The 16,598-nt window shown below is 66.3% G+C and carries 15 protein-coding genes; 7 read left to right on the top strand and 8 right to left on the bottom strand.

Annotated features, from left to right (window positions below):
* Window positions 1–155: 155 nt before the first annotated feature.
* The 3 genes from mdlC to ACFVJ3_RS16310 are packed head-to-tail and all read left to right on the top strand — an operon-like array spanning window position 156 to window position 4,504.
* Window positions 156–1,742 (top strand): benzoylformate decarboxylase, encoded by a 1,587-nt coding sequence (mdlC, locus tag ACFVJ3_RS16320; protein WP_378453011.1) that lies wholly within the window; start codon window positions 156–158, stop codon window positions 1,740–1,742.
* A 20-nt stretch (window positions 1,743–1,762) separates the two neighbouring features.
* Window positions 1,763–3,124 (top strand): FAD-binding oxidoreductase, encoded by a 1,362-nt coding sequence (locus tag ACFVJ3_RS16315; RefSeq protein ID WP_378453010.1) that lies wholly within the window; start codon window positions 1,763–1,765, stop codon window positions 3,122–3,124.
* A 39-nt stretch (window positions 3,125–3,163) separates the two neighbouring features.
* Complete coding sequence (locus ACFVJ3_RS16310; RefSeq protein ID WP_378453009.1) at window positions 3,164–4,504, top strand: amidase family protein; 1,341 nt, start codon at window positions 3,164–3,166, stop codon at window positions 4,502–4,504.
* On the opposite strand, the gene ACFVJ3_RS16305 is transcribed toward ACFVJ3_RS16310, so the two are convergent.
* The 5 genes from ACFVJ3_RS16305 to ACFVJ3_RS16285 all read right to left on the bottom strand — a co-directional run bounded on the left by ACFVJ3_RS16305 (window position 4,415) and on the right by ACFVJ3_RS16285 (window position 9,128).
* The gene (locus ACFVJ3_RS16305; RefSeq protein WP_378453008.1) at window positions 4,415–5,680 is read right to left on the bottom strand and encodes a serine hydrolase domain-containing protein; all 1,266 of its coding nucleotides are present in this window, start codon (window positions 5,678–5,680) and stop codon (window positions 4,415–4,417) included. The two genes, ACFVJ3_RS16310 and ACFVJ3_RS16305, sit on opposite strands and share 90 nt — an antisense overlap.
* A gap of 61 nt (window positions 5,681–5,741) precedes the next feature.
* Window positions 5,742–6,047, bottom strand: a complete 306-nt coding sequence (locus ACFVJ3_RS16300) for a DUF202 domain-containing protein (RefSeq protein WP_378453007.1) — start codon at window positions 6,045–6,047, stop codon at window positions 5,742–5,744.
* The gene (locus ACFVJ3_RS16295) at window positions 6,044–6,382 is read right to left on the bottom strand and encodes a YidH family protein (RefSeq protein ID WP_378453006.1); all 339 of its coding nucleotides are present in this window, start codon (window positions 6,380–6,382) and stop codon (window positions 6,044–6,046) included. The genes ACFVJ3_RS16300 and ACFVJ3_RS16295 overlap by 4 nt, the downstream gene beginning before the upstream one ends.
* On the bottom strand, window positions 6,379–7,563 hold the full coding sequence (locus tag ACFVJ3_RS16290; protein WP_378453005.1) for an acyl-CoA dehydrogenase family protein: 1,185 nt from the start codon (window positions 7,561–7,563) through the stop codon (window positions 6,379–6,381). Before ACFVJ3_RS16290 ends, ACFVJ3_RS16295 begins: the two co-directional genes overlap by 4 nt.
* 14 nt (window positions 7,564–7,577) lie before the next feature.
* Window positions 7,578–9,128 carry a long-chain fatty acid--CoA ligase gene (locus ACFVJ3_RS16285; RefSeq protein WP_378453004.1) on the bottom strand — a complete coding sequence of 517 codons (1,551 nt, stop codon included), beginning with the start codon at window positions 9,126–9,128 and terminating at the stop codon, window positions 7,578–7,580.
* Window positions 9,129–9,247: 119 nt separating this feature from the next.
* On the opposite strand from ACFVJ3_RS16285, the gene ACFVJ3_RS16280 reads away from it, so the two are divergent.
* The gene (locus ACFVJ3_RS16280) at window positions 9,248–9,850 is read left to right on the top strand and encodes a TetR/AcrR family transcriptional regulator (RefSeq protein WP_378453003.1); all 603 of its coding nucleotides are present in this window, start codon (window positions 9,248–9,250) and stop codon (window positions 9,848–9,850) included.
* Here ACFVJ3_RS16280 and ACFVJ3_RS16275 read toward each other — a convergent pair.
* Window positions 9,814–11,160, bottom strand: coding sequence for an MFS transporter (locus ACFVJ3_RS16275; RefSeq protein WP_378453002.1), 1,347 nt, complete (start codon window positions 11,158–11,160; stop codon window positions 9,814–9,816). The two genes, ACFVJ3_RS16280 and ACFVJ3_RS16275, sit on opposite strands and share 37 nt — an antisense overlap.
* 331 nt (window positions 11,161–11,491) lie before the next feature.
* On the opposite strand from ACFVJ3_RS16275, the gene ACFVJ3_RS16270 reads away from it, so the two are divergent.
* Window positions 11,492–12,172: a class I SAM-dependent methyltransferase gene (locus tag ACFVJ3_RS16270; RefSeq protein ID WP_378453001.1), complete on the top strand. Its 681-nt coding sequence runs from the start codon at window positions 11,492–11,494 to the stop codon at window positions 12,170–12,172.
* 3 nt (window positions 12,173–12,175) lie between these two features.
* Here the strand turns inward: ACFVJ3_RS16270 and ACFVJ3_RS16265 are convergent, their stop codons facing one another.
* Window positions 12,176–13,405 (bottom strand): cytochrome P450, encoded by a 1,230-nt coding sequence (locus ACFVJ3_RS16265; protein ID WP_378453000.1) that lies wholly within the window; start codon window positions 13,403–13,405, stop codon window positions 12,176–12,178.
* Window positions 13,406–13,549: 144 nt separating this feature from the next.
* On the opposite strand from ACFVJ3_RS16265, the gene ACFVJ3_RS16260 reads away from it, so the two are divergent.
* Together ACFVJ3_RS16260 and ACFVJ3_RS16255 are read left to right on the top strand one after the other, a co-directional pair.
* Window positions 13,550–14,329 (top strand): hypothetical protein, encoded by a 780-nt coding sequence (locus tag ACFVJ3_RS16260; protein WP_378452999.1) that lies wholly within the window; start codon window positions 13,550–13,552, stop codon window positions 14,327–14,329.
* A 201-nt stretch (window positions 14,330–14,530) separates the two neighbouring features.
* Window positions 14,531–15,937: a guanine deaminase gene (locus ACFVJ3_RS16255; protein WP_378452998.1), complete on the top strand. Its 1,407-nt coding sequence runs from the start codon at window positions 14,531–14,533 to the stop codon at window positions 15,935–15,937.
* A 122-nt stretch (window positions 15,938–16,059) separates the two neighbouring features.
* On the opposite strand, the gene ACFVJ3_RS16250 is transcribed toward ACFVJ3_RS16255, so the two are convergent.
* Window positions 16,060–16,527: a DUF4440 domain-containing protein gene (locus ACFVJ3_RS16250; protein ID WP_378452997.1), complete on the bottom strand. Its 468-nt coding sequence runs from the start codon at window positions 16,525–16,527 to the stop codon at window positions 16,060–16,062.
* Window positions 16,528–16,598: the final 71 nt, after the last annotated feature.

Genomic DNA, 16,598 nt, shown 5'->3' with positions numbered 1-16,598 from the left:
GCGTCACACCGCGGTCGGCCGGCAGACTGCGTTCACCAAGTACATGAATACCTTCTATGCCCCTATTGGAAACATTCATTGGAGCTATTGTCCCAGGAGCGTTAGCGTGGACGCGGAGACACAGGCGGTGTCGCCGATCACACGAGGGAGAACCGATGGCAACGGTGAGTGAAGTGACGTACAAACTGTTGCGGGCCCGGGGGCTCACCACCGTGTTCGGCAACCCCGGATCGAACGAACTCCCCTTCCTCTCCGGAATGCCGGACGACTTCCGCTACGTGCTCGGTCTGCACGAAGGCGCCGTCCTGTCGATGGCGGACGGGTACTCGCTGGTCACCGGGGAGGCGACTCTGGTGAATCTGCACGCCGCGTCCGGCTCCGGCAATGCCATGGGCGCGCTGACCAATTCGGTCTACTCGCACAGCCCGCTCGTCGTCACCGCAGGCCAGCAAGTTCGATCGACGATCGGGCAGGAGGTCATGCTGTCCAACGTCGACGCAGGCACGTTGATGAAGCCGCTGGTCAAGTGGAGCAGCGAGCCCTCGTGCGCGGAAGACGTGCCGCGCACCATCAATCAGGCCATCCACACCGCGCTCCTGCCCGCGAAGGGGCCGGTCTACGTGTCCGTTCCCTACGACGACTGGGCGGCGGAAGCTCCCGCGGAATCCGCCGGTCTCGTCGGGCGCGACGTGCACAGTGCCGCTTCCCTGTCCGGTGATCAGATCAGCGATCTGATCGAGACGGTGGAGTCGGCCACGAACCCGGTTCTCGTGCTCGGCCCGGCGGTCGACGCCGATCACGCCAACGCCCATGCGGTGCTCCTGGCCGAGAAACTCCGCGCACCCGTGTGGATCGCCCCGTCCCCCTCACGTTGCCCGTTCCCGACACGGCACCCGACCTTCCGCGGCATTCTGCCCGCCGGCGTCGGTGACTTGTCGAAGACCCTGGAGGGGCACGATCTCATCCTCGTCGTCGGAGCGCCCGTGTTCCGCTACCACCAGTACGTTCCGGGCAACTACCTCCCCGACGGCGCCCGGCTGATCCACGTCACCGACGACGGCGGAGAAGCGGCGCGCGCCCCGATCGGTGAGGCGTACGTCGCCCCCGTCGGGAGCACGCTCGAAATCCTCGCGAACATGGTGAAACCCAGCGACCGCTCCCCACTTCCCCCGCTCGGGAACATCGAGGAGCCCGTCTCGGTCGGTGCCGGACTCGATCCCGCCCATCTGTTCGCCCTGGTCCGAGCGGGCGCTCCGGACGACGCGATCTACGTGAACGAATCGACGTCGACGTCCGACGCGTTCTGGTCGCAGATGGATCTCACGCACCAGGGCAGCTACTACTTCCCCGCGTCCGGAGGTCTCGGTTTCGGGCTTCCCGCCGCTGTCGGGGCGCAACTCGCCTCCCCGGACCGTCAGGTCATCGGCCTGATCGGAGACGGTTCCGCCAATTACGGCATCACCGCTCTGTGGAGCGCCGCGCAGTACAAGATCCCGGTGGTCGTCATCATCTTGAACAACGGCACTTACGGTGCGCTGCGCGGGTTCTCGAAGATCCTGAACACCGGCGAGACTCCGGGTCTCGACGTCCCGGGAATCGACTTCGTCCACCTCGCCGAAGGCTACGGCGTGCGCGGCACCGCGGTCGCGACTGCCGAAGACTTCACCACAGCGTTCAAGTCCGCCCTGGCCTCCGACGAGCCGACCCTGATCGAAGTGCGTACGAACTTCGACGAATCGTGAATGCCGACCGAGGATTACGCATGACTCTCATCGATACCCTGAAGGAACTCGTTCCCGCCGACATCGTCGTCACCGACCCCGACACGATGGAAGGCTACCGCCGCGACAGCGCCGATCTGGTGACGGCAGGCAAGCCGATCGCCGTCCTGCGTCCCCGCACGACCGCACAGGTGTCGAGCATCATGAAGTGGGCAACGCAGACCGACACTGTCGTCGTGCCGCGCGGCGCAGGAACCGGGTTGTCCGGCGGAGCAACCGCTCTCGACAACTGCGTCGTGGTGAGCATGGAGCGCATGGACTCGATCCGCGAGTTCGACTCGACGAACCACACCGTGGTGGTCGAAGCCGGAGTGGTAAACGCAGACGTGGGCCGGGCGGTCGCGGACGCCGGGTTGTTCTACCCACCCGACCCGGGAAGCTTCGAAGTGTCGACGATCGGTGGCAATCTCGCGACCAACGCCGGCGGCATGCGGTGCGTGAAGTACGGGGTCACCCGCAACTCCGTTCTCGGACTCGAGGTCGTTCTCGCCGACGGACGCGTGCTCCGCACGGGCGGAAAGACCGTCAAGAACGTCGCGGGTCTCGACCTGACTCAGCTCTTCGTCGGCTCCGAAGGCGCCCTCGGCATCATCACCGCGGCGACTCTCCGGCTTCGGCCCAAGCCCGCGGCCACCGCGACGTTCGTGGCGAGCTTCCCGACACTCGACGCCGGCGGTCGGGCTTTGAACTCCATCTTCGCCGACGGGGTTTCCCCGAGCATGCTCGAGATCATGGACAACGCGACGATCAACGCGGTCGAGGACTACCAGCGAATGGACTTGGACCGGGGCGCAGCACTTCTCGTGATCGGCCAGGCAGACGGAGCCGACGCTCTCGCGCAGGTCGATCGGATGGTCGCGTGTTGCGACGATGCCGGGGCCGACCTGTCCGTGTCGACGTCGGATCCCGCGGAGTCGGAGATGCTGCTCCAGGCCCGGCGGCTCGCGGGATGGGCCACGATGGAGCAATTTCCGACCATCATCGAAGACGTCGGCGTTCCGCGAACACGGCTGGCCGAACTCCTGTCCACCATCGCCGACATCTCGGAGGACACCGGGGTCCGCATCGCTACCGTCGGTCACGCCGGTGACGGCAACGTCCACCCGATGCTCCTGCTTCCCGACCTCGGTGAGGACGCCCGCAATCAGGCGATGGTCACCGCCGACCGCATCTGCGCTGCAGCGCTCGCCCTCGACGGAACCATCACCGGTGAGCACGGCGTGGGAGAACTCAAGCGGGAGTGGCTCACCCACCAACTCGACGACGTCTCGCTCGATGTGCAGGCAAGCATCAAACGGGCACTCGATCCGAAGATGCTGCTCAATCCCGGCCGCGGGTTCTAGCCGAACGCCTTGTCGATCTCATCACCCGAAGGAATCACGATGACTTTCACGTTCAGCGAATGGCTCGGCTTCGAGTCACACAGGCGCCGAGCGCTTCTGGGTGACTGCCAGGGTGCGGCGGTGGCCGCGAGAATCTCGCACAACGCCTACATCTCGGTGGTGGACCACGTAGATCCACCCATTGCCGACGGTGAGCTCGCGGGTGTGCCGTTCGCGGTGAAGGACAACATCGACGTGGCCGGTATGCCGACCACAGGTGGGAGCCCGCTGTTCGCACTCGACGTCCCCGATATCGACGCCGGTGTGGTCAGCACGTTGCGTGAGGCCGGAGCGGTGGTCGTCGGCAAGACCAATCTGCACGAACTCGCCTTCGGGATCACGAGCAACAACGCCACGTACGGTCCGGTCCGGAACCCGCTGGACGTCTCTCGTGTGGCCGGCGGATCGAGCGGAGGCAGCGCTGCGGCGGTGGCGCTGGGAACGGTGCCGTTCAGTCTCGGCACCGACACCGGAGGATCGGTCACCATACCGTCGGCGTTCTGCGGGATCGTCGGATTCCGTCCCACCACCGGCCGGTATCCGAGCGACGGCGTCGTCAACCTGTCGTTCTCGCGAGACACGATCGGCATTCACGCCCGGACGGTCGAGGACGTGCGCCTCGTCGACCGCGTCATCACCAGAACGAGTCCGATGATCGGGATGCCGGATCCAGCCGATCTGGTACTGGGCACCGTCGCGAGCCGGTACGACGACATGGAACCCGCGGTCGCGGAGGCGACGCACCTCGCGCTCGACGACCTGCGCTCGAGTGGTGTGAAGATCGTGGAGTTGTGCATGCCCGACGATCTGACGCTCGCGGCGGAGCCTGGAATCGAGTTGGTGTTCTACGAGGCTGAACGCTTGCTCGCGGCGCGGGTGAACAATGGTCGCGGACAGACCGGCCCCGTCGACATCGCGGATCTGACCGACGCGATCGGATCGCCGGATGTGCGGGCGATCTTCGAGTCCATCGCCGCCACCCGGGTCACCGCATCGGCGTATGAGCAGGCGCGCCGCAGACGGTGGCAACTTCGGCGTCTGTATGAGGAGACATTTGCCGCCGCCGGGGTGCACGCGCTGATCGCTCCCACCGTTCACGTTCTTCCGCCTCACATCGGACAGGACGACACCATCGACGTCAACGGGCGACCCCAGCCGGTGTTCCCCACGGTGACGCGCAACTCGGCCCCGGGTTCGGTTGCCGGGGTCCCGATGCTGTCCGTCCCCGGCCGGGCTACCGCTGAGGGATTGTCAGTGGGCCTCTGCCTCGAGGGCCGCTTCTTCGAGGACCAGCAGCTTCTCACCGTCGGTGACCTGGTCGGCAACATTCTTCACCGGTGACCCCGACAGGTGTGTCCCGAGCCGGGTGAACACCGCCGGGAACGGTGGCGTCGCGACGCACGGCGAGATGATCTGCGATCCGAAATGTGCGACGACGAGGTCGAGTTCGCGGGAGACGAACAACCGCTGGCCGTGGATTCCGCTGGCCATGAAGGAGTCGAACGGGTCGTTGAGAATCCACCAGTAGTCCCGGTAGCTCATCGTGGCAGGCGAATTCGCCGACGCACGCGGCAACCGCACCTGAGCGGTGGCTCCCTCGGGGACGGTGCTGATCGCACGCACCACCGACTCCGGGACGATCTGGCGTTCGCCGAGAGCGCCACCGCAGCGGAGCATCTCCCCCACCTTGGCGATGTCCCGGAGTGTCGCCGCGTACCCTCCGCATGCGGTTTCGGCGCCGGCGGCGTCGAGGATGTACCGGGCGTCCTCGTCGGCGCCGATCTTCGACCAGAGCAACTCGCTCATCAGTTCCGAGACGGTCGCGCCGGTGACGCGGCTGATCAGCGCGCCCATCGCCTCACAGCTTCCGTTCTCGTAGTGGAAGACCTCACCGTACGGGCCGGTCGCGCGGGCCGTCGTCAATCGGTCGAGCAGGGTCGTCGGGCCGTCGTATCCGTCGGGCCGCATCGCGGGGGCCACGACTGCCCACCACCGGTGCGCCTCGACCTCACGATGGAATTTTCGTCCCCCGTAGGCCACCTGTGTCGTCATGTCGAGTAGATGACGAATGGTGGCGTCGCCGAACGCCGTTCCCGCCAATTCGGGAACGTACGTGGCGACCTGATCGTCCCGCGTGAACAACCCCTGGTCCTCCAGAATCCCGGCGAGCAGGCCGATGAACGCCTTCGCCATCGACGCGGTCAGGTGCAGGTCCTGACGGCGAAGGCCGTGCAGGTACTGCTCGTAGACGACCGCGCCGCGGTGTAGCACGATCATCCCGTCCGAATGCGAGTCGACGAGGAACTGGTACAGGGTGCTCGCTCCGCCGCCGCCGGTCTCGACGGCGAGCCGTGAGAGGTCCTGCAATTGCTCCGGCAGTTCCCAGCGCGAACCGTCGCCGCGCCAGACTCGACGGGTGGGGCCGGTCTCGCCGACGGTGGTCGCCTGCCGGCGGACTTGCGCCGGATCGGTGAATCCGAGCGTCCATTTCAGTTCTGCGAGTGGCAATTGCGACACAGCTGATCTCCTCTGTCGGATCGGGATACGGGTTGGAGATGTCCCGCGGGACATCGGTTTGTCAGGCCAGTGCGGCAAGGGCGGCGCCGGCCGTCGCGACAACGGCGAGGCTGACAGCGGCGGGTATCAGAAGGGCGAGTGGGCGGGGGTCGTCGATGCGCCGGCGGTATCGGCGGTGCCGCGTCACGGCGCCTGCGACCACCGACGCGGCAGCGACGCAGGCTCCGGCTACCGCAACGACGTGGGCGATGTGCGGGTGCACGAGCGCGGCGCGCACGAGTGCGGCGAGGCACAGGCAGACCGCCGGCAGTGTGCGGCGCCACGCCAGCACCGTGCGTTCGGCCTGCAGCCCCGGCAGCGCGGTCACGTCGCCGCCCAGACGACGCCGAGCGCGGCGGCGAGACACACACCCGCGACCACGGCCGGAGCCAGACGCGATGCCGGTAGCGGCACGGCGCGGCGCATCGCGGACTGCACCGACCGCCACCGCAGCAGCGCACCGACCGCGACGAGTGCGGCCAGCAGGATGCAGACCGCGCCCAGCGCGTCGTGGAACGCGGACCCGCCGCGCGGCAGGTAGAACTGGCTGACCGCGACCCCGCCGGCCAGAAGTGCGAGCGCGGTGCGGATCCAGGCCAGGAAGGTCCGCTCGTTGGCGAGCGTGAACCGGTAGTCGGGCTCCGTCTCCGTGTCGGCGCTCACGGGAGCAGGAGGAATCGTGCGATGCCGTTCTTCTGGATCTCGGAGGATCCGGTGAGGATCCGGAACATCCGCAGACGCTGGAACAGCGATTCCACCTCGCTGCCGCGGACGACTCCCGACTTGCCGTGGATCTGCACGGCGGCGTCGGCGATCGCGAACGCCTTCTCCGCCACGAACAATTTGCACATGAAGGCTTCGATCCGCGGCCGCTCGCCCCGGTCGAGCGCGGCGAGTGCGTCGTAGGTCATCGACCGAGCCGCGTAGTAGTCGGTTGCCATGTCCGCGAGCCGGTGCTGGATGCTCTGCAGCATGCCGAGCGGCGCGCCCTGCACCTGCCTGGTGCGGGCGTAGTCGACGGCCAACTCCAGGGCTCGGCGTGCTCCGCCCAGAGCGGTCGGGCAATGCAGCAGTCGGTTGACCGTGACGCGTCCGAGCCCGATCTTCAGCCCCTGCCCCACGTCACCGAGCAACTGTTCCGGTCCGACGTAGCAGTCGTCGAGAACGATGTCGGCCTCGATGTGCTGGCCCGACATCGGGGTCTCGCCTTGGCGCACCGTGCATCCCGGGGTGTCCAGGTCGACGAGGAACGCGGAGTAGCGCGGGTCGGCGTCGCCGTCGTCCGCCATCTTCGCGATGAGGATGGAGAAGTCCGCGAACGGCCCGGCGGTGGAGAACACCTTGTGTCCGGTCAGGCGCCAACCGTCGCCGTCCGGGGTGGCGATGGTGAGCATGCCGCGCACGTCGGAGCCGGCATCGTTCTCCGTGAGTGAGAAGCAGCACGCGCGTTCGCCGCGCGTGACGGGGAGCAGGTATTTCTCGATCTGGTACTCGGTGGCGTACTGGAAGATGCTGCCCACCCGCAGCGGTCCGCCCATGTCGCCGAGTACCGAGGTCGACAGCACCCGCGGTGACGCGCCCACTTCTTCCTTGAGCGCGGCGAGTTCGGTGAACGACAGTCCCGCGCCGCCGAGGTCCGCGGGCAGGCTGACACCGTAGAAGCCGAGTTCCCGGCTGCGTCGCCACACCGGCTCGAGCGTCTCGCGGGTGTACACGCTCTCGGGGGTGACGCCGAGTTCGCGTTCGTAGTCGGCGAGTTCGCCGTCCAGGTAGTTCCGCAGCCGTGCGACGAGGTCGTGCAGGCGAGGGTTGTGATCGTAGGTGGGATTCAGGGTGAAGGTCATCGAAGGCTCCGCTTTCAGTTGACGTGGCGGGCGGCCTGCGCCCAGTAGGATTCGCGCACCGACTTGCGGTCGATCTTGCCGTTGCGGTTGACGGGGAGCCTGTCGACGAAGTCGATCGAGCGGGGCTTCTTCATGCGCGCAAGGCGTTCGGCGCAGTGCTCGATCAGCTCGTCCTCGGTGACCGGGGTGCGCGTGACCACGACGGCTTTGACTGCCTCGCCCCACTTCTCGTCGGGGACACCGACGACGCACGCGCCGGACACGGCCGGGTGCTCGTACAGCGCGGCTTCCACCTCGCTGCAGTAGATGTTGAACCCGCCCGAGATGATCATGTCCTTCTTGCGGTCGACGATGAACAGGTATCCGTCGTGGCGGAAGTATCCGACGTCCCCGGTGTGGACCCAGCCGTCGACGAAGGTCTCGGCACTCAGATCCGGCTCGTGCCAGTACTCGCGCACACAGTCGGGGCCGCGCGCGACGATCTCGCCGATCCCGCCGGCCGGCAGTTCGTTGCCTGCGTCGTCCACCACGCGAACCTCGGTGTCGAATATCGGCCGCCCGCACGACATCAGCAGTTCCGGATCGGATTCGACGCCTCGCACGACGTCGTCATAGGTGAGCACGGTGATGCCACTCGTCGTTTCCCCGAGACCGTATCCCTGCATGATGACGGGGCCGAACATCGCGACGGCGTCGCGCAGCCGTTGCGGTGAGACCGGGGCGCCGCCGACACCGACGCACCGCAGGCTCGACAGGTCGACGTCGTTCGCGGCGGGATGGTCCATCAGCATGTTGAGCATCGTCGGAACGACGAAGGTGGTGGTGATGCGTTCCTTCTCGATGGTGCGCAGGAACAACTCGGTGTCGAAGGCCGGCAGGACGACGACCGCGCCGCCGCGGGCGAGCACGCCGAGCATCATCATCCCGGAGGCGTGGGTGATCGGCCCCGGGGCCAGGTACCGGTCCGTCTCGGTGGGCGCACCCGTCGGGCTCATCAGGCGTTTGCGCATGTTGGCGAGTCGGTTTCCGTACGTCTGCACGGCGGCCTTGAGCTTTCCGGTGGACCCGGAGGTGTAGTTGAGGACGGCAGGCGCGTCTTCGGTGAGGTCGACGGCGACGGGATCGCCGAGTCCGTCGGCGAGGAGATCCGCGTACCGGTCCGCGCCGGGTGCGCTGTTCCCGTAGTCGTAGACGGCGATGTCGAGGCCCAGGTCCGCGACGACCTTCAACGCGACGTCCGCGTGCGCGGGGTCGACGAACAGCGTCGTGACGTTCGCGTCGCGCAGGACGTGGCCGAGTTCGTCGGCTCCCAGGCGCGCGTTGACGGGCACGCGCACGAATCCCGCCTTGCACACGGCCATCTCCGTCACGACGAGTTCTCCGCAGTTGCCGGCGAACGTGGCCACTGCGTCGCCGATCCCGAGGCCGGTGCGCATCAGCGCGGAGGCGAGACGGTTGGTCGAGTCGTCGAGTTCCCGGTAGGTCAGGCGACTCTCGCCGCACACCACGGCCTCGCTGTCCGGCCGGAACTTCGCACTCCGGGTGAGGTAGGTACCGAGATTCATGCAGGCTCCAAGATCGACGTGTTGATCGTTATTGGACATAGTGTCCAGCATCGGGCGCGATGTCAAGGGTGCACTATGCTGACGGGACTGCTGGCGTGAGACGAAGGGCGGAAGTCACCGTGGCCACCGAAGACCGGCGTGTGCGCCGCACCAAGCGGCTGCTGCGCGACGCACTCGTCGCGCTCGTGCTCGAACGGGGCTATTCCGCGGTCACCGTGGAAGACGTCACCGAACGCGCCGACGTCGGCCGCGCGACGTTCTACACGCACTACACGGACAAGGACGAACTGCTCGGCCAGATCGTCGCCGACCTCGGCGAGGACCTGAAGGAGCGGTTGCGGCCCCTCGTGTCCGACTCCTCGGTGGGGTTCACCGGCAAACCGGTACTCGAAATGTTCCGGCACGCCGCCGAGGAACGCGACGCCTACCGTGTCGTACTGCGCGGCGAGGGCGACGGGCGCGCACTGCGGAGATTCGTCGACGAACGCACCGCCCTTGCCGCCCAGATCTTCTCGGCCCGATCCGCCGCGAACGGGGTCACACCCCGCATCGACATGGAAGTGCTGGCGCGGGCGTGGGTGGGCGAACAGGTGGCCGTGCTGCAGTGGTGGCTCGAGTCCGATCCGCCACCGCTCACACCGGAAGCCGTCACCGAAATGTTGTTGGAGCTGTCGCTGCGCGGGCGCTACTGGGCATCCGGCTTCGACGGCTCACCCGCGTAGGACGAAGACGCCACCTGGCAGTCGCGCACGGCGGCGCTGTCTCGTGCGTACGGCCGGTACAGCAGACCCGAGCACAATCCGTTGACAACGGTGAGCACCACGGTCACGAGCAGGAGCGCTCCCTGCAACCCGATCGCATCGCCCAGATAGCCGACCAGCAGCGCATATCCCGCGTATGCGAGCGCCTCCACCGTCGACAATGACACCGCGAACGCCAGCGCCCGCTGTTCCGGGCGCACCACCGCCATGATCAGTGGACGATTGACCACCGGCACCTGCCCTTGCAGGAACCCGACCACCGCGAAGATCGCGACGAAGTATCCGATCGACGACGTCGGCATCTGCAGTTCGGCGAATGCCGCTGCCGCGAAGGCCAACTGACTGGCCTGCAGCATCATCACGCGCCCACTCGCGGGCCACCGGCGGTGCACGGCGTCGTTGAGGCGCCCGCCGACGACGGTTCCGAGCAGATACCCGATCGCGAACGGCGTCGCCGCGATCGCTGCAGTGGCCGTCGAGAATCCGCGCTCCTCCACCAGGAACACGACGCCGAAACTCATCATCACGTTCTGCCCCGAGAACAGCCGCTGCACCAGGATGTAGCGGAACGACTTGATGCGCAGCAGCTCCCGCACACCGGCGACGACGTTCTGCGCCTTCTCCTCCGCTTTCATCGCCGCTTCGCCGGCTCCGCGCTCGCCCCGGCCCGGCCGCGTGTCGTCGAGAAACACGACGACGAGAACACCGATCAGAATGCACATACATCCGGAGAGGACGTAGCCGTACCGCCAGCCGTCGTCGAATCCCGACAGCTGGCCGAACAGCGGGGCGCTCACCCCGGTGATGATGGCGACGCCGCCATACAGCATCCCGGTGGCCCGGCCCCGCCGTCTGTCGTCGTAGAGGTCGCCCATGATCTCGAGAGCGATGGGCCCGGCGCCTGCGAAGCCCGCAGCCGCGATGCCGTACAGGATCACGAACTGGGTGAAACTGCTCGACAGGCCCGCCAGGACGACCCACACACCCCAGAAGCCCGAGCACGTCGCAAGCACCGCACGCCGCGAGAATCGTTTGGCCAGGAACACCCACGGAACCGCGGCGAAGATTCCCACCGCCTTGGACACCGCCACGATGACGCCGAGCGCCGACGACGAGAGCCCCAGCGCCTCCCGCATCAGGGGGAACAGCACCGTGGTGATGCTGTTCTCGGCGTTGTCCATCGCGGTGGAGGCCGTGAGCAGACCCAGGTTCTTACCCCGGTTCCGCCGACCTGCCCTCAGCGTGGGCGTGGTGGAGACGTCCAGTGCCATCTGCGTCCTCTCGACGAGTCACCCTGCGATTCGCGTGGTCCGCATCACAGGAGCCAATGCTGGCGACAGTATCCACAAATAGACGTCGTGTCCATAATCGTCCCTTGAGAAAGTTCCGGATTCTTGACGCGTTTTCCGGACTCGTGCTCGCAGGAGATCGACTGCACCGGGACCGACACCTCATCACCCCTGTTCACAGCCCTGCCATGCAACCGGCAGTCCTGCAAAACCGACCCCGCACCCGTTAATCTTCAAGCGACAACGGCGCAGCCAGTCGACCCGCACGGGTTCGAGCGCCGTGGGAACCCGGATATCGACGAGGAGCGCGCCCATGCCGATGGCACCGTTCGACCCCATCACCGCGATTTACACGCCGGCTCACGCCTGGATGTACGAGACGATCGTGGCACCGGCCGTCTACCGCTCACGCCACGTCATCGACGAGTACTTCCTGCCGCATCTCCCACCCAACGCCCGCATTCTGGACGTCGGATCGGGCGGGGCGCTGTTCACGAACTACCTCGCCGACCAGCGCCCCGACGTGCACATTCTCGGTCTCGATCTGTCGGAGGCCCAGATCAAGCGCGCCACCAAACGCATGCGTCACTACGGCAACCGGGTCCGGTTCGACGTGGGCGACGCCACGCAGCTCGACTTCGCCGACCAGACCTTCGACGGCGTGATCAGCTACGGCTCCATCAAGCACTGGTCGTCGCGTGAGGCCGGGCTCGCCGAGTGCGTGCGCGTCCTCAAACCGGGTGGCCCGCTGCTGATCACCGACGCGGACCGCAGCACGAGTTTCGAGGACGCCGAAAAGTTCGTCGAGAACTACAAGGCGCCGCGCGTTCTCGGCAGCATCAATCTCGCGATCTTCCACACCTGGATCGCCGGCCGCTCCATCAGTCTCGACGAGGCGCGTGACCTCGCGAGCCGACACGATCTCGTCGACGAGCACGTATCCCGCATCACCGATATGCCGCTCGTCATGATTGCCGGGCAGCGGCCTGCGTGAACCTCATCGTCCGTCACGTGTCCGGGCCGGCAGTGCGGCGACGCCATTGATGAACGCGGAGAGCAGCAGTTCCGGTTCGCCCACAGCGTGGAGTGCGGGGTGGGCGGTGAAAAGTTCTTCGAGCATGACACGCAGCTCCAGCCGTGCGAGGTTGATGCCCAGGCAGTGATGGATGTCTTTCGCGCCGAAACCGAGATGCTTGCCGGCGTTCGCCCGGGTGATGTCGAACCGGTCCGGACCGTCGAAGACGCGCTCGTCGTGGTTCGCGGACAGGTACCACATGACCACCTTGTCGCCCGCCGCGATGTGGGCGCCGCCGAGCTCGGTGTCGACGGTCGCGGTGCGCCGCATGGAGGGCACCGGGGAGGCGAAGCGGATCACCTCGTCGATCGTGTTGTCGATGTGGCCGGTGAAATCGGCGAGCAGCAATTCTTTCTGGTCGGGGTGCTCGCTGAGCAGATGCAGCGCCCAGGCCAACGCTTGCCGGGTGGTCTCGAAACCAGCCGTGATCAGCAGGATGACGAACGAACCGAACTCGGTCGGCGTGAGGGTCTCGCCGTCCACCATCGTCGACACGAGCCGGGACGTCAGATCCTCGCCGGGGTCTGCCTTGCGTCTCTCGCCCAGTTCGAGGGCGTATCCGTAGATCTGGCCCAGGCCGGCCGCGCCGCCGGGTGCGGTGACGAACTCCTGATCACCACCTCCGGCAATGACGTCGGCCGCCGCGGCCAGGATCATCGGCCGATCGCTCTCCGGGATCCCGAGCAGCTCGCAGATCACCTGCACCGGCAACCGGGTCGCGACGTCGGGGAGGAAGTCGAACTCGGCATCGCGGGGAAGGTCCGCGGCGATCTGCGCAGCGTCGCCGCGCATCCGCTCGGTGATGCCCCGCACCGAGGTGGCGGTGAATGCCGATTGCACGATGCCCCGCAGACGCTGGTGACGGGGGTTGTCCATGGCGATCATCGACATGGCGAACTCGAGGATCTCGACCGGGACATCGTCGATGGTGAAGCCCTTGGCCGAGGAGAAGACCTCCGGGTTCCGGCTCACCGCCACCACGTCGTCGTATCCGACGACCGACCAGAAGCCCGGACCGGCTGTTTCCGTGTGGAACTCGATCGGCGACCGCTGACGAAGCTCCTCGAACAGGGCGCGACGACCCGCGAAACTGCGGTCCCAGAACGCGCGTGATGCGGGCGAGATGATTTTTTCGGACGCAGAACCCGTCACCGGTCCCCCTCGGTCGGTCGTACAGATACTGCGACCCTACTGGGGAAGCAGTGGTTACGCTGATGAGGCATCACCGCAGGTCAACGGCTATGATCATAGGGTCGCCCGGCGGTGCGCCGGAGATGAAACGGGGAGGATCGACCTGTGGCGTCGAGGATTCGGCTCGGCAACCTGCGAGAGGTGCGCGATCATCCGTTGGGGATGACCGAGGCAGGATTTCGGGCCGAATCGACTCAGCACGAAGCCTTCATCCGAGGTCGCGGCCCCTTTCCCGGTGATGCCGACAGCGTCCGCTCCGAGCGTGAACTGTTCGTCACCGCGCCGGACGACGAGGTGCTCGCGGTGGCGACGATCACCGGAGTCCGCGAGTACGACGACGGACTCATCGTCGATGGAGACCTGGTCGTCGATCACGAGCGGGTGGGGACGAGGCTGCTCATCAGGACCCAGGCCGAGAACGTGTTCTCCTGCGCGGACGAGGAATCGGCGTGGGCGGGCTCGGTCGAGCGGGCTCGATGGGTCTACGTGCGGGCGCTGGTCGAGGTCGCAACGGTCAAGACGGCTTCCTTCGACCGCCGGATCGCCGCAGCAGATCCCGCCGCCGGCCCCGCGATGATCCTGGCCACTGCCAATGAAACGATGCAGGTGGTGCCCCGGTACGTGATGATCCACCGCAGCGGAAAGCTGCGTCTCGGTGGGCCGTACGCCGACACCGCAGACTGGGACAGCCACGTCGAACCCTGGACAGATTACGGATACGTCGATTGCCTGCGCCTCGACGACGTCCTGGGCACCACCGGCGACCTCGACATCGACGTGCTTCGGCCACTCACGTCGCGGGCCGCCGCCGCGGAACTCCTCGAGTCATTGGGCTGGGACAAGGTCATCCGCCGATTCGTCGACAACCGCACACCCTTGCAGTAGCACCCGGCCGGCAGTGATTGCCGCGGGCGCTTGGACTGTTCGGCCGCGACCAGGGTCTGATCGGTGGCATTGTAAGTACGGGCTGTTATCTCATCGTGGGTGCGGCATGGCCGCACTGGTGCTACTCGGCTGGGTTTCGTCCAGCCGCCGAAGTTCATTGCAGAAGGCATGATCCGTTACCACTCGACGGGAGTTCATCGCATGGCCACGCACACTCATCTCGGGCACATCTTCCACATCGCCGGCGCGCCGAAAGTGACCGAAGCCGCGGCTGCCCTGGTATCGATTCCCGACGGCGCCCTGGTGCTGGACGACGGCGGGCGAATCGCGTTCTGCGGTGACAGAGCCGAGATCCCGTCGGAGTACGAGTCCGGCACCGTGCACGACCACAGGCCCGGTTTTCTGCTGCCGGGGTTCGTCGACACCCACATCCATTTCCCGCAGACCTACGCCGGCGACTCCTACGGCGGCGGCCAGCTGCTGGAATGGCTGACCCTGTGCATGTTCCCGTCGGAGACGAAGTTCTCGGACCCGGAGTTCGCGCAGCAGGCGGCAGTCGAATTCACCAACCGGCGCATCTCGGCGGGCACCACGGCCGCCATGGTGTTCGGGTCGGCGTTCCCGCATGCGCAGGACGCGTTGTTCACCGAGACGCAGAAGGCCGGTCTGCGCATCGTCAGCGGCCGCGGAATTCAGACCGTCGGCGGCGAAACCGCTCAGCCGCTGATGACCTCCGAAGAGGACGCAATCCGGCTCACCCGTGAGGAGATCGAGAAATGGCACGGCGCCGACACCGGCGATGTCGCCACCGCGTTGCTGCACGTCGCGATCATCCCGCGGTTCTCGTTGTCGGTGACGCCCGAAACCCTGAAGAACCTCGGGGAGCTCTACGAAGAGGTGCGGGACCGCGGCGTGTACGTGCACTCGCACCTCAACGAGAACAATCGCCCGGGCACTGGCGAGGTCGACTCGACCAAAGAGACCTATCAGGTGGATTCATACCTGGACACCTATGACGGGAAGTTCCTGCCCGGCTCGGAAGTGGGCGGCAAGAGCCTGCTGGGCCGACGCACCATCCTCGCGCACTGTGTGCACTGTCAGGATGTCGAGCTCGAACGGATGGCCGAGACCGGTACGTCCGTCTCGCACTGCCCGATCTCGCAGCTGTTCCTGGGATCCGGAACGATGCCGTGGAAGCGCACCGTCGCCTCTGGCGTGAACATCTCGGTGGGAACCGATTTCGGCGGCGGCGACGAATGGCTGATTCCCCGGGTGCTCGGCGACGCGTTCAAGGTGCACATCACCGAGGCGGGCGACGACGGGGTGTCGATGCATCCGGCCGAGATGCTGTTCGTCGGCACCCTCGGCGGTGCCCGGGCCCTGGACATGGAGAACCGGTTCGGCAACTTCGACGTCGGGAAGGAAGCCGACTTCGTCGTCGTCGACCCGTCCGGCACACCGACGCTCGACGGGCTGCTGCGCAACGCCGTTCGCGCCGCCGACCCCGACCTGGCCCGCGATCAGACCCTGTTCGCGCTGCTGATGGGGATTCACGATACGTCCATCTCCGAGGTCTACGTCGCGGGCCGACGAGCCAAGGCGTCCTAGAGACGACGGTGCGCGCCGTGACCGCCTGCACTGAACACCGAGAGGTGAAAAGTGATGAAAGCTCAGGCGGTCCCGGCGAACACACCGAAATTTGTCAGCGGCCGTCGACCCGTGACTCGGCTCTACGGGTTGACCGAGGAATGGTGGTTGGCGATCAACCACTTTCCGTCTTCGTACCGATAGACCCATGTCACCCTGGCCGCCACATCTTGACCGTTGGCATTGATGACCCAGCGGCCCACGTTGTATGCGAGGTTGCAGTCCGAATATTTGAAACTTTCTTCCATTCGGGCTGTCGGATCGGCCTTGATCAGGTTGACGAAATACTCCGTTATCTCCTCCGGAGTGTCGGCGATTGGCACCGACAGAGTCGGCAGCAGCACCGCGTCCGGCCGGTACAACGCGGCTACCCTGCTCGCGTCGCCGCTTACCAGTGCATCATTCCAACTGGTGAAGAGCGCATCCAGTTCACTGTCTGTAGCGCGGACGCAATTGTCTTCGGAGTCAGAGGAACTGTCCGACGAACAGGCGACCGCCGAAATTGCCAACGCGAGAATTGCAAAGCCCAAGCCGAACGGTTTGGCATTCATACCAACCTCCGCGGAGAAAGGCGCCTACGGGAATTGACCCGATAACCGATAAAGCGTAACCCCGGGGCCAG

Source organism: Rhodococcus sp. NPDC127593, from assembly GCF_042671975.1.
Lineage (GTDB): Bacteria > Actinomycetota > Actinomycetes > Mycobacteriales > Mycobacteriaceae > Rhodococcus_F.
The sequence above is the reverse complement of the archived record's forward strand: the minus strand, read 5'-3'. Positions and strand labels throughout refer to the sequence as shown.